12 protein-coding genes are annotated in these 12,475 nt (G+C 61.4%); 6 read left to right on the top strand and 6 right to left on the bottom strand.

Annotated elements, in window-relative coordinates; translation table 11 throughout:
• Positions 1 to 313 precede the first annotated feature (313 nt).
• From ACM61V_RS00060 to ACM61V_RS00035, 6 genes are all read right to left on the bottom strand, one after another.
• Complete coding sequence (locus ACM61V_RS00060; RefSeq protein WP_419713690.1) at positions 314 to 607, bottom strand: hypothetical protein; 294 nt, start codon at positions 605 to 607, stop codon at positions 314 to 316.
• Between the two features lie 12 nt (positions 608 to 619).
• Positions 620 to 1,261 carry a hypothetical protein gene (locus ACM61V_RS00055; RefSeq protein ID WP_419713689.1) on the bottom strand — a complete coding sequence of 214 codons (642 nt, stop codon included), beginning with the start codon at positions 1,259 to 1,261 and terminating at the stop codon, positions 620 to 622.
• Between the two features lie 47 nt (positions 1,262 to 1,308).
• Positions 1,309 to 1,701 carry a hypothetical protein gene (locus tag ACM61V_RS00050; protein ID WP_419713688.1) on the bottom strand — a complete coding sequence of 131 codons (393 nt, stop codon included), beginning with the start codon at positions 1,699 to 1,701 and terminating at the stop codon, positions 1,309 to 1,311.
• Positions 1,670 to 2,620, bottom strand: coding sequence for an ArdC family protein (locus ACM61V_RS00045; RefSeq protein ID WP_419713687.1), 951 nt, complete (start codon positions 2,618 to 2,620; stop codon positions 1,670 to 1,672). Before ACM61V_RS00045 ends, ACM61V_RS00050 begins: the two co-directional genes overlap by 32 nt.
• A gap of 83 nt (positions 2,621 to 2,703) precedes the next feature.
• Positions 2,704 to 3,684 (bottom strand): hypothetical protein, encoded by a 981-nt coding sequence (locus ACM61V_RS00040; RefSeq protein WP_419713686.1) that lies wholly within the window; start codon positions 3,682 to 3,684, stop codon positions 2,704 to 2,706.
• 82 nt (positions 3,685 to 3,766) lie between these two features.
• Positions 3,767 to 4,531, bottom strand: a complete 765-nt coding sequence (locus tag ACM61V_RS00035) for an IS6-like element IS6100 family transposase (protein ID WP_001389365.1) — start codon at positions 4,529 to 4,531, stop codon at positions 3,767 to 3,769.
• Positions 4,532 to 4,827: 296 nt separating this feature from the next.
• Between ACM61V_RS00035 and ACM61V_RS00030 the strand changes: the two genes are divergently transcribed.
• The 6 genes from ACM61V_RS00030 to ACM61V_RS00005 form a co-directional block, all read left to right on the top strand.
• On the top strand, positions 4,828 to 7,230 hold the full coding sequence (locus ACM61V_RS00030) for a TonB-dependent receptor (protein ID WP_419713685.1): 2,403 nt from the start codon (positions 4,828 to 4,830) through the stop codon (positions 7,228 to 7,230).
• A 184-nt stretch (positions 7,231 to 7,414) separates the two neighbouring features.
• The gene (locus ACM61V_RS00025) at positions 7,415 to 8,551 is read left to right on the top strand and encodes a cobalamin-independent methionine synthase II family protein (RefSeq protein WP_419713684.1); all 1,137 of its coding nucleotides are present in this window, start codon (positions 7,415 to 7,417) and stop codon (positions 8,549 to 8,551) included.
• A 14-nt stretch (positions 8,552 to 8,565) separates the two neighbouring features.
• Positions 8,566 to 9,420, top strand: a complete 855-nt coding sequence (locus ACM61V_RS00020) for a phosphodiesterase (protein ID WP_124811530.1) — start codon at positions 8,566 to 8,568, stop codon at positions 9,418 to 9,420.
• 23 nt (positions 9,421 to 9,443) lie between these two features.
• Positions 9,444 to 10,544 (top strand): isopenicillin N synthase family dioxygenase, encoded by a 1,101-nt coding sequence (locus tag ACM61V_RS00015; RefSeq protein WP_419713683.1) that lies wholly within the window; start codon positions 9,444 to 9,446, stop codon positions 10,542 to 10,544.
• Between the two features lie 143 nt (positions 10,545 to 10,687).
• A complete protein-coding gene (locus ACM61V_RS00010; protein WP_198356566.1) occupies positions 10,688 to 11,521 on the top strand; it encodes an IS5 family transposase in 834 nt (277 codons plus the stop codon).
• A gap of 43 nt (positions 11,522 to 11,564) precedes the next feature.
• Positions 11,565 to 12,475: alpha-D-ribose 1-methylphosphonate 5-triphosphate diphosphatase (locus tag ACM61V_RS00005; protein ID WP_419713682.1), on the top strand; the 911-nt coding region annotated here is incomplete at its 3' end.

Raw genomic sequence — 12,475 nt, 5'->3', positions numbered from 1 at the left:
GCGCACCGGATGGGCTGAGAAACAGGCGGCCAAGACATGAGACCGCTGTCATCATCCGGACCTGGCGTGACAGTCGCTTTCGCCAGTATCGCTATATAGATTGCTGCAGACTGGGATTTAAGCAGTGTAGCCTTCACCATACGCACCTTGCCCTGACCGTCATCGCCTCCATTTGCGACTAAGACGCATCTGGCCTTTTCCGAACATGCTATTGTTCCCCGTCCCTTTCGGGATTTCAGACCTTGTGAGGCCCGAGGTTAGTCCGGCGAGCAGAGGCATTCTCAACTTACCTCATCATCACTGATACTCCATTTCAGCGCCGCAACGGCGCACAGTCCTTGTAGCCGAACAGGAAGCCGTCTGCGGCCTTGGGGTTCCAGCGCACCAGACAGATCACCGCGGAGATGGCGTGGGTCTGGTTGTTCGGTCCATAGCGCTGGACAGCCGCGTAATAGGCCCCGGTTGTGGACACGCTTCTGATGACCCGGCATCCTTCGAAGGTGCCGGTTTCTTCATTCTCGCGCTCCCATGTGAGCTGATTGTCGAGATAGGCCTTGGGAGTGTCGAAGCCGCCCATTCCTGCACGGTGCATGTAAAGCCAGCCCATGTGCGTTCTCCTTCAGATAAGCCCCGGCTGAACCGGGGGAGCAATCTTCAATTCGCGCGCGATCCGCGCCGTGAGTGCGGGAATGTCTGCAAGGGCGGTGATCGGCGCTTTGCGCATCACCGCGCCAGGCGGTTTCCAGAACGGGTTGCGCCAGGCCAGACCCGGCTCGCCGAACCTTTCCGGGCTGATCCGGACGTAGATCCCGTCGGCTTCCAGCACATGCTCGCCCGCGAGCTGTTCCTGCGAGGTGTAATAGCTGATGCGATAATCGGCGTGCTCGAGCCCGATCCCTGCTGCGATCTGGCGCAGCGCCCGCGTGCCCTCGCGCCGGTAGTGGCGCAGTTCTTCGGGACGATAGTCGATCCCGCGTTTGACCAGCGCAATGATCGCAGGCCTGTGTTTGAGCTCGGCAAGGCGTTCAATGCATTGGGACCGCAGAGCCTGGTCGTCTGCCTCACATTCGGTCGGCCTTCCGTCAGCAATGCGTTGAAGGTGGCGCGTCAGCAGCAGCACTGCCGGACAGGTTGCGGCCTGCCGGCCTGCAAGGCGAACATCATCCACGGCCTCGTTCAATGCTCGCAGCGCATTTTCGAAGGTTGTCAGTCCATCAGGCTGGAGTGCGCGGCGGTAACGGTAATCGATGTCGCAGGACATGAGGCTTCCTTTCCATTGCAAGATGCAATGGCCCCATCCCCCTTCCCTCAATGCAGGCTGCCGCGGTGCTCGCTCGGGTTCTCCAGCGGCAACGGCTCGTAGATCATCGGTCGCAGGAGCGCCCCTGGCGCAATCTGTTCGAGGATCCTCGCTATTGCCGAGACCGCTACGCCCGCCTCGGTTGTCTGGATGATGAGCGATCGGCCTTGACCCGGAGCTGTGCCAAGCGACCAACCGGCGTCCCCCTTGCCGAGAAGACCGTCCAGCACCTGGCGTGGATCCCTCTGGGGGAACAGGCTTGCGATATACTCAGCCAGCACACCACCGATGGGCGCCCTCCCCTGGCCTGCGACATCGCCCGCATAACGGTGAAGCTGGGTGAGGCGAACGACCTCCTCCGGTGCCGGCTCAAGCACAAGCCGGAACTGGCGCCGTTTCATCGGCTTCCTCCCTCTCTTCCTGCACAGGTTCGCTCTGGTAGCCCGAATAGGCCGCAAGATGGTTGAACGCCTGATCGGCCTTCGCGGCTGCGGTGATGATGGCCGTTTTGTCGGCCTTGAGGATCTCCAGCCAGTGCGAGACGTAGCTGGCATGGCTTTCGTGAAGGTCTGCCGGCAGACCCAATTCATAGCAGACTCGGGCACTCACCTGCTCGGCCACCAGCTCCTCGAAAGCGTATGCCTTGTCGCCGAAACGCTTGCCAAACTCGCGGGCGAGCCGCGAGGCATGGCCCGACCAATGTCCGAGTTCATGCGCTTTCGTGGCCACGAAGCCGTCTTCGGTGTTGAAGACATTGGGGTGCGGAAGCTGAATATAATCAGCGCCCGGCGAGTAGAACGCGCGGTCTCCGCCGAGGCGTATGTCAGCCGGAACGGGTGAGAAGAAGCGCTCGATCGCAGCGGCCTTCTGCGAAGGCGTCGGCGGCGCTTCGGGCACGGGGCTCGGATAGAAATGCGGCGGCAGGCCATCGATCTGAGAGGCGTTGAACACGCTGTAGGCACGCATGAAGCGGATTGTTTTTGACGATTCCTCGCCCGTCGCATGGTCGATCGCTGTCTTCTTCGTGCTGTTGAAGTAGATGCTCGGTTCGGCGGTCTCGCCCTTGCGGACCTGTCCGCCAAGCTCGATGGCTTGCCGCCAGGTCATCCAGTAGCGTGAGCCATAACCATAGTGGTCAGCGACCGCCCAAAGATAGAGGCGGTTGATCCCTGTGTAGGGGACGCCTGCTGCGCGCAGCGGCGCTCCGCCCATCCCGGTCTTCTTCCAGGGTCGGCGCCAGGGCAGTGTTCCAGCCTCAATTGTAGCGATGATCAGATTGGTGATTTCCTGCGCGACGTCGCGCTTGGGTCGTTGGCGCATTGGCCTGCTCCTCAACAAAAAAGAGGCCCGGCTCACTCAGGCGAGTGGCCGGGCCAGGTCATCAGGAGGGGCGATTGACCGCCTCAGGCGGCTACCGCCGCTTCTTCACAGGCGTGTTGAGGTTCGTGGTCACCGATCAGCTCGTCGGCCTCGCTGTCGGCTCCACCGTCATCGCCATCGCAGACGTCGGCGACAGGGTCGTTTTCGTCGGTGTCCGGGATGACCGGATCAGCGGGATTGGCACCAATCGTGAACTTCATGCCTTCGGGGAGCCAGGCCAGCGCTGCTTCCTTGACGTCCTGTTCAACGATGGCCTTACCGGCGAAGATCGTCTCACAGGTCTTGGCGAGGTCAGCCTTCTTCGATGCGGCATAGCGCGCTGCAAGATCGCTGCCGCCGACTTCGGTCAGTGCCGCAAGACACGAGGTCTTGCTCACCCGGTCGAAGAAATTCTCGGCTGTCGGGCGCCACATCGCTGCAACATCGATGTCGAGCATACTGCCGATGACAGCATGGATCGGATGGTATTCCGAACCATAGCCCTTCTTGGCTTCGAGCGAGATGGCCACCGCATAGGCGAGCCACGCCGCCTTGGCTTCGTCGGCAAGTTCGCGGAAGGCAATGAAGCGCTGGGCTGCACAGCCATGTTCCTGCCATGCCGTGTCGAGCGCGCCCTCGGCCTCGGCGAGAATCCCTTCGGCTGTGGACTGCGAAAGTTCTCCGGTCGCCGGATCGCTGGGTCGTCCGCCCCTGATCGAGGTTCCCCGGCCTTCATAGCTGCGGCTGTCAGCCAGCGCGAAGATGGCGAAGTCGAGCGCGAGCCCCGCATCGGTGAGCATCGATGCCGACAGGATATTGCGGCGCTGCACGGAAAGCTCGTCGAACAGGCGGGCGCTGATCGGCTTCTCCGTGCCCGGCGCAACTGCCTCGGGCCTTGAAGGTGCAGCGTTACCGCGCTTGGTGGAACCTGACACCGGCTCTTCGGCCGTCGCTGTCACCTTGCCATTCTCATCGGTCTCGAACGACAGGCGCTTTTCGCTGTAGTAATCGGCCTCGAGCACCATCTCGCCGCGGGTGGTGAGAACCAGGAACGGCTCTGTTGCAAAGATTGGCGGCAGTCAGAGGTAGGCTGTCGCTCTGCGCCGATCAGGCGGCTGCTGCGAAATGGTGGTTGAGCATGCCCATGGCCTCCGTCAGCGCCGAGGGCCCAATGCCAAAAGCTCTCTCCACAAGGCGCACCTCGCCCCTGATGCCGGGCTGCAGGCACCAGGGGCGAGCCTGTCCTTTGCGCAGGGCTCGCATGACTTCGAATCCCTTGATCGTGGCATAGGCCGTGGGGATCGATTTGAAACCGCGCACCGGCTTGATCAGTATCTTGAGCTTTCCGTGATCGGCCTCGATCACGTTATTGAGATACTTCACCTGCCGGTGGGCCGTCTCCCGGTCCAGCTTTCCTTCGCGCTTCAATTCGGTGATCGCTGCACCATAGCTCGGCGCTTTGTCGGTATTGAGCGTGGCAGGCTTTTCCCAGTGCTTCAGGCCTCGCAGGGCCTTGCCCAGGAACCGCTTCGCTGCCTTGGCGCTGCGGGTCGGCGACAGGTAGAAATCGATCGTGTCGCCCCGCTTGTCGACTGCCCGGTACAGGTAGGTCCACTTGCCCCGCACCTTGACGTAGGTTTCATCCAGGCGCCAGCTCGGATCAAAGCCACGCCGCCAGAACCAGCGCAGCCGCTTCTCCATCTCCGGGGCGTAGCACTGGACCCAGCGATAGATCGTCGTATGGTCGACCGAAATGCCGCGTTCCGCCAGCATTTCCTCAAGGTCGCGATAGCTGATCGGATAGCGACAATACCAGCGCACCGCCCACAGGATCACATCACCCTGGAAATGGCGCCACTTGAAATCCGTCATCGTTCCGTCCGTCCAATCTCCGCCAAGCATGCTCAAGCTTCACGATTTTTGCAACAGAGCCGTCGAAGGTTGGCTGGTAAAACTCGCGGAAATCTGCGGACTTTTGCGAACGTCTGACCTGCGATCGTCAAATCATTCGGATGAATTTTTCCCCATGTCGTGAAACTATCATAATCCAACACTAGCGGGACATTCGAATGTTTCAGGGATGTCCCGGCGCGCAGGCCGGGGCGGGCCGGGGGCACGGTCAGCTGCGCGGACCAATCGGTTCAAACATGGATTTCACGAGGGTTCAAATGACTGTTTCCGCAACCGAATTGCTGGAGCGCTACGACTCCACCACAAATAAGTCGCACTATTCATCCGAACGAGTTTTCGGCGCCCGTCGCGCCAGCCTCCTTGGCGCGGCCTGCATCGTGGCTCTTGGCATTTGCGCTCAGCCAGCCATCGCAGACGAAGCCGCCGCTGACAGCGATGGCTCCGATATCGTCGTGACGGCAACCAAGCGCCGTGAAGAGATCTCGAAGGTGCCTATCAGCGTCGAGGCCTACAATCCCGAAGCGCTGGAAAAATCAGCCATCCGCAGCGTGTCCGACCTCGCCCAGATGACGCCGGGCGTCCAGTTCGACAAGTCGGCCGGATACTATGGCGGCGGTGCGCTGACCAACATCGCCATCCGGGGCATCAACTCGTCCGTCGGTCACTCCACGACCGGTATCTATATCGACGATACCCCGATCCAGGCGCGTGCCACGTGGATTTCGGGCTTCGGCAATCCTCTGCCCCTGATGTTCGATGTGGATCACGTCGAAGTCGACCGCGGCCCCCAGGGCACGCTGTTTGGCGCAGGCGCAGAAGGCGGTGCGCTGCGCTTCATCAGCCCTGAGCCCGGTCTCGATCATTACACGGGTATGGCGCGTACCGAGCTCTCGTTCACGCAGGGCGGCAGCCCAAGCTACGAAGCCGGCGCCGCGCTCGGCGGGCCCATTGTCAATGACAAGCTCGGGTTCCGGGTCAGCGGTTGGTATCGCCACGACGGCGGTTACATCGACCGGGTCGATCCGTTCAACCTGAAGACCGTGCAGGCGAACTCGAATTTCTCCGACTCCTATGCGCTTCGCGCTGCAGTGACAGCAGCACCGACGGAGTGGCTGAAGATCACGCCGTCGATCTACTTCCAGAAGGTCAATACGAACGACAGCGCTTCGTACTACGAGTACCTTTCCGATCCGAGCGAAGGCAAGTTCAAGAACGGGCGTCTTCTGCGTCAGCCTAACCAAGATCAGTTCGTGCTTCCCTCGCTGAAGCTCGAAGCCGATTTAGGCGGTGTTACGTTGACCTCGGTCAGCTCGTACCTCGACCGCAAGGGCAGCGTGCTCGCTGACATCACCAGCTTCTATGGCGCGGTAACTGTCGGTTATGGCAACCCGATGGGCCTCGCCTATCCCGCGCGCCAAACCGACGCGGCCTGGAAGGATGTCACCACCTCGCTGCACCAGTTCACGCAGGAAGTGCGTCTTTCCTCCTCGAACCCGGATGCTGCGCTAAAGTGGACCGTTGGTGCATTCTACTCCGACAGCACCCAGCACGACACCCACGTTTCGATCGACCCGTATTATTCAGCCTACCTCGGCATGGATCCCTACGTGTCCGAGTTCACCGGCAGCCTCTACTCCTACGACAAGCAGATCGCAGGTTTCGGTCAGGTCGATTGGGAAGTGGTCAAGGGCCTGACGCTGACGGCAGGCGCTCGTATCGCGAGCACCAAATCGAGCTTCTACCAGGAGCAGAGCGGCTACTGGACCGGCGGCCTGTTCCCGGTTTCGAGCGGCAAGAACCACGAGAAGCCATTCACCCCCAAGGTGGGCGTGACCTATCATGCCAGCCCGAACCTCATGCTCTATGCATCGGCCGGCAAGGGCTACCGCGTCGGCGGCACCAACATCCCGATCCCGCTGCAGACCGAAGAGGGCGGCGTTGGCTGCCCGGTTCCCTCGCAGCCGGCCTCCTTCAAGGCGGATTCGGTCTGGAGCTACGAAGCCGGTCTGAAGGGCAAGCTGTTCGGCGGCCGTCTGGGCGTGGACGCCAACGCCTTCCATATCGACTGGAACGACATCCAGCAGGGTGTCTATATCCCGACCTGCGGCTACACCTACACGACCAACGCCGGCAAGGCTGAGGTCAACGGCTTCAATCTCACCCTCAATGCCAAGGTGACCGACGCGTTCAAGCTGGGCGTGTCCGCCAGCTACACGGGCACCCGCATGAAGGAGACGATCGAGCAGTACGGCGTCATCCTGAACACCAAGGGCGATGTCATCGGCTCACCGCCCTGGGTCAATTCGCCCTGGGACCTGCGCGCCACCGCGGAATATACCTTCGTCCTGCCCGGCGACATCGATGGCTATCTGCGTGCAGAAGATGTCTTCCACAGCCGTAATCCGGGACCGTTCAACTCGCAGAACCCGGCATCGCCGGTGCTCTACAAGCCCGACATCCCGGCAAACCCGGCGACTAACCAGCTCAACCTGCGTGCAGGCGTGAACTGGCAGAACGTCGATATCGCGCTCTTCATGACCAACGCGCTGAACGCCCATCCGGCACTTGGCCGCTACCAGGACCTGGTGGGATCGGATCTCTTCACTGACACCACCTTCCGGCCCCGCACGATCGGCATGTCGGCATCGAAGCGGTTCTAAGTTCAATAATCACGGTCGGATCGGCGCTTGTCGATCCGACCTCTTAACCCGATTGCCGCCCAGATTTGCTAAGCATGATCTCGCAATGGGCGCTGGTCGATCAAAACGTTCACAGTGAGCGCACAAGCGCGAAGACCTGCCGGGTTGCTCAGGAACAGGTCTGCAAAATGCTCAGGAGTATGACATGAAGATCAGCACCGATCGCATTCTCACCACCCATGTTGGCAGCTTGCCGCGTCCGGCAAGCCTGGAAGCCAAGCTGCTGGCACGCGAACGCGGCGAACTCGACGCCGCATCGCTTGACGCGATGCCCGATGAAATCACGACTGCGGTTCGCGACGTGGTGAAGCGGCAGGCCGATCTTGGCATCTCCATCGTCGACGACGGCGAGATGAGCAAATACGCCTATGCAACTTATGCGCGTGACCGCATGACCGGCCTCACCGGCGTCGATCACCCGCTGGCCCTGTCCGAGCTCACCGAATTCCCCGAGTTCGCCAGCAAGATCGTGATGGAAATCAAGACCCCGGCCTGCGTCGGCCCGCTCTCCTATCATGGCGATGAGCATGTCGCGTCCGACATCAACAACCTGAAGGCCGCGCTTGAAGGCGTCGCGGTTGAGGACGCGTTCATGAATGCCTCTTCGCCAGGCATCATGGCGCATTACATGCCCAATAAGTTTTACGCGACGCAGGAGGAATACCTCTACGCGCTCGCAGACACGATGAAGCGGGAGTACGACGCCATCGTCGCCTCCGGCCTTCTCCTTCAGATCGACTGTCCCGAACTCGCGCTTGGCCGGCATTTCCGCGCGCAGCCGATGGAAGTCGCGGACTTCCGTAAGGAAGTCGCACTTCACGTCGAAGTGCTCAACCACGCCCTGCGCGACATTCCGGCCGACCGTCTGCGTCTGCACTTGTGCTGGGGTAACTACGAATCGCCCCACCACCACGACATCGACCTGCACGAAATCTTCGACCTGATCGTGACCGCCAAGCCGATGGCGATCCTGCTCGAAGCGGCCAACCCGCGCCATTCCCACGAATGGAGCCTGTTCAAGGAGACGCCGCTTCCCGAGGACAAGGTGATCGTGCCTGGCGTCATCGACACCTGCACGAACTATATCGAGCACCCGGAAGTGGTGGCGCAGCGTATCGAGCAATACGCCAATCTGGTGGGCCGCGAACGCGTGATCGCCGGTACAGACTGCGGGTTTGCAAGCTTCGCCTCCTTCCATACCGTCGATCCGGCAATTGGCTGGCGTAAGCTCGAAGCGATGGTTCAGGGCGCCGAGATCGCCTCGCGCCGCCTGTGGCGCTGAGCGAGACCCGTAAGATGAAAATCATCCAGATTACGGATTTGCACCTTGTTCCCAAAGGGCGAAGTCTGTTCGAAAACGATCCCGGCGTGCGGCTTGAGGCCTGCATCGCCGATATCGCTGCCAACCACGCTGATGCCGACTTGTGTGTCATTACCGGCGACCTGGCCCATCATGGCGAGCACGGCGCATACATCCGCCTGCGAGAAGCGCTAGAAGCGCTGCCGGTGCCCGTCCGCCTGGTTATCGGCAATCACGACGCCCGTGACGAGTTTCTCCAGGTGTTTCCCGAAGAGCCAACCGACGCAGATGGTTTCGTTCAGTCTTTCATCGACACCGACGCCGGGCGCCTCCTGTTCCTCGACACCAAGAAGGCGACCGGGCACGCAGGCGCCTATTGCGCAAAGCGACAGGCATGGCTGAAGGCGCGGCTTGAAGAGGCAGCGGGTCGTCCATGCTACCTGTTCATGCATCACCATCCGCTGCCCGTGAACCTGCGCGCGGTCGACGAGATCATGCTCGAGGATCCGGACGCCTTTGCAAAGGTGCTTGAAGGACACGATATCCGGCACATCTTCTTCGGCCACGTGCACCGGCCGATCGCAGGGAGCTGGCGCGGCATTCCCTTCACTACCCTGCGCGGCCTCAACCACCAACTCTGGCTCGACTTCACCATCGAGCGCGGCATCCCCTGCAGCATGGAGCCGCCGGCCTATGCCATCGCATTCCTGCAAGGCGGAGCCGTCATCGTTCACACCCACGACTTTCTCGATGCCAGCCCGAAGTACATGTACGATCCAGACCTCCCCGTGGAGCAGCAGGTCGTTCGTATGGCGCCGCGCGAGACCCGCATCACGGACAACGCCCAGTGACTGTCACCCAACTCCCCGATCCGGTGCTCCAGCGCACCAACGAGTTCACGTCGGCGGAAGCTGTGTCGACGAGCCAGTTGCCCTTCCTTGATCTGTCACTCCTGTATGGCAGCCAGGAGGACCGTCAGCAGCTGGTCGGCGAATTGCGCGAGATCCTTTTCGATCATGGCTTTTTCTATCTTCGTGGTCACGGCGTCAGGCCCGACCTCATCTCGCAGGCCCTGACGGCATCGAGGATGTTCTTTGCCTTGCCGCGCGAGGCCAAGCTCGAAATCGACATCGTCAAATCGGCCCAATTCCGCGGCTACACCCGTATCGGCGGTGAACTGACCGGCGGCCGACAGGATTGGCGCGAGCAGGTCGATTTCGACCGCGAGGAGGACTTCGCCGAGATTGGTCCGGACACGCCCGCATGGAAGCGGACGATTGGCCCTAACCAGTGGCCCTCGGCAATGCCCAGCCTGAAGCCGATCATCACGACGTACCAGGCCGAAGTGACCCGCGTCGCGATCGATTTGCTGAAAGCCATCGCACTTGCTCTCGGGCAACCGGAAGGTGCTTTCGAGCCGCTCTACAAATCGGCTCCGCGTCAGCACCTGAAGATCGTTCGCTATCCCGGCCGTGATGTGGCCCGCTCTGAACAGGGCGTCGGGGCGCACAAGGACGGCGGTCTCGTGACGATCCTGCTCCAGGACAGCACCGAGGGTCTCCGTGTCCAGCGCCAGGATGGCAGCTGGGTCGAAGCACCACCGATCCCGGGCACCTTTGTCGTGAACACCGGGGAATTGCTCGAGCTTGCAACGGATGGTTTCGTGCGCGCAGACGTCCATGCAGCGGTGACACCGCCTTCCGGAATCGTTCGGTACTCCATCCCGTTCTTTCTTGGTGCCAGCCACGAAGGACATATCCCTCTCATCGACCTCCCGCCCGAACTCAAGGCGGTCGCCCGCGGCGTGAGCTCTGACCCGGCCAACCCGCTGTTCCGCAGCGTCGGTGAGAACCACCTGAAGTCGCGTATCCGTTCGCATCCCGATGTTGCGCGGGCCCATTACGGTGACCTGATCGATCCCGATGCCGCCACAAGCGCTAAGGCAACGCAAACCCATGGGGTTAATGATGTCTAGACATCTAGGTTCAATCACGCTTTCGTTTGCATTCGCAGAGACGCTGAATGCAAGTTGTCTCCCTAAGAGCCCGAGCGGAAAGTAGTTGAGCGATATCAGCAGGATGTGATTCACCGTCGTTGTCGAGACGAATGGAGAAGCACATGGCCTGGACTGATACCGCCCGGCGGCAGCATATGCGCAATGGGCCGGGCTACCCAAGCGATTTACGCGACGGGGAATGGGCGCTGATCGAGCCTTTGTTGCCACCGGCTCGCAGTGGTGGGCGGCCGCGGACAACGCGCCTGCGCGCGGTGATGGACGCGATCTTGTACATAGCGTCGAGCGGTTGTGCATGGCGCATGTTGCCCAAATGCTTTCCACCGATCTCGACAGTGCGCGGTTATTTCTACGGCTGGCGGGACAGTGGCCTGCTCACGACAATCAACCATCTTCTGGCGATGACAGCGCGCCAGCAGGTTGGCCGGGAGGCGAGCCCGACGGCGGGCGTGATCGACAGCCAGTCGGTCAAAACGACGGAAAGCGGCGGCGTTTCCGGCTACGATGCGGGCAAGAAGATCAAGGGCCGCAAGCGGCACATCCTCACCGACACCTGCGGATTTTTGATCTTCATCCTCGTCCATGCCGCCGACATCCAGGATCGCGATGGCGCGCCCGATGTCCTCAAAGCCGTCCGCTTCCGGTTCCCCTGGCTGCGGCACGTCTTCGCCGATGGCGGCTATGCAGGCAGCAAACTCAAGGACGCGCTCAAGGGCCACGGCAGGTGGACGCTCGAAATCATCAAGCGATCGGATACCGCCAAAGGCTTCGAGATCTTGCCGCGCCGATGGGTGGTCGAACGCACATTCGCATGGCTGGGCCGGTGCCGCCGTCTGGCCAAAGACTGGGAGCGATCCATCGAAAGCTCCACCGCATGGGCCACCGTGGCCAGCATCCGCATGCTCACCCGCAGGATCGCAACATTCTCAAACCATTGAGAAACTTTTGAATCGGGCTCTAAGGTCTCGAAAGGCCCCTTGAATGGCTGATCTGCTCACAAACGCCCAACTGGTTCTGGCCGACCGCGTCGTCACGGGCAGCATCCGCCTTGACGGCGCGCAAATCGCTGCCGTCGAACCAGAGGCGACACTCGCAGTCCCGGGCGAAGACCTGGAAGGCGACTTCTTGCTGCCGGGGCTGATCGACCTTCACACCGACAATATCGAGCGCCACTTCCGTCCGCGCCCTCGCGTGACCTGGCCGTTCCCGATCGGATCGGTTCTGACGCACGACTGGGAACTCCTCGGCGCCGGTATCACCACGGTTGTCGATTCACTCGCGCTCGGCGACTACGATGGCGATGGTGCCCGTGCAGCCATGCTTGACGGAGCGATCAGCAGTCTGAAAGCGGCGCGCGACGCCGGCTTGCTGAAGGCTGAGCACTACCTTCACTTGCGCTGCGAGCTTGCCGATCCCGGTGTCCTCGAGTTTGCGAGAGGCAGGCTGGCAGACCCAACCGTCCGCCTCATCAGCCTCATGGATCACACGCCCGGCCAGCGCCAATGGCGCAACCTGGACATCTACCGCGAATACTACCGCAAAAAGCATGCGCGGGTCTGGAATGATGAAGAGTTTGCAGCGCATCTCGAAGTCTGCCGGAACAACCAGCAGACCCATACCCCCCGTAGCCGCGATGCAATCCTTGCAGAGGCTGCCCTTCATGGCCTGCCCCTGGCGAGCCATGACGATACCACTGTCGAGGATGTCGACCAGTCGCACACGTACGGCGTGGGTATCTGCGAGTTTCCGACCACGCTCGAAGCGGCCCAGCGCGCTCACGATCATGGGATGAAGAACGTCATGGGCGCGCCAAACGTCGTTCTTGGCAAGTCCCACTCGGGCAATGTCAGCGCAATCGAACTTGCGCACGCCGGTCTCGTCGACATCCTTAG

It is taken from the genome of Sphingomonas sp. TX0543 (assembly GCF_048565505.1).
Taxonomy (GTDB): domain Bacteria; phylum Pseudomonadota; class Alphaproteobacteria; order Sphingomonadales; family Sphingomonadaceae; genus Sphingomonas.
Note: the sequence above shows the minus strand (reverse complement) of the source record. Positions and strands in the feature narration are given on the sequence as shown.

Bases quoted from the DNA above. Each gene is read 5' to 3' on its own strand.
- ACM61V_RS00060 (WP_419713690.1), bottom strand. From the start codon at position 607: ATGGGCTGGCTTTACATGCACCGTGCAGGAATGGGCGGCTTCGACACT.
- ACM61V_RS00055 (WP_419713689.1), bottom strand. From the start codon at position 1,261: ATGTCCTGCGACATCGATTACCGTTACCGCCGCGCACTCCAGCCTGAT.
- ACM61V_RS00050 (WP_419713688.1), bottom strand. From the start codon at position 1,701: ATGAAACGGCGCCAGTTCCGGCTTGTGCTTGAGCCGGCACCGGAGGAG.
- ACM61V_RS00045 (WP_419713687.1), bottom strand. From the start codon at position 2,620: ATGCGCCAACGACCCAAGCGCGACGTCGCGCAGGAAATCACCAATCTG.
- ACM61V_RS00040 (WP_419713686.1), bottom strand. From the start codon at position 3,684: ATGGTGCTCGAGGCCGATTACTACAGCGAAAAGCGCCTGTCGTTCGAG.
- ACM61V_RS00035 (WP_001389365.1), bottom strand. From the start codon at position 4,531: ATGACGGATTTCAAGTGGCGCCATTTCCAGGGTGATGTGATCCTGTGG.
- ACM61V_RS00030 (WP_419713685.1), top strand. From the start codon at position 4,828: ATGACTGTTTCCGCAACCGAATTGCTGGAGCGCTACGACTCCACCACA.
- ACM61V_RS00025 (WP_419713684.1), top strand. From the start codon at position 7,415: ATGAAGATCAGCACCGATCGCATTCTCACCACCCATGTTGGCAGCTTG.
- ACM61V_RS00020 (WP_124811530.1), top strand. From the start codon at position 8,566: ATGAAAATCATCCAGATTACGGATTTGCACCTTGTTCCCAAAGGGCGA.
- ACM61V_RS00010 (WP_198356566.1), top strand. From the start codon at position 10,688: ATGGCCTGGACTGATACCGCCCGGCGGCAGCATATGCGCAATGGGCCG.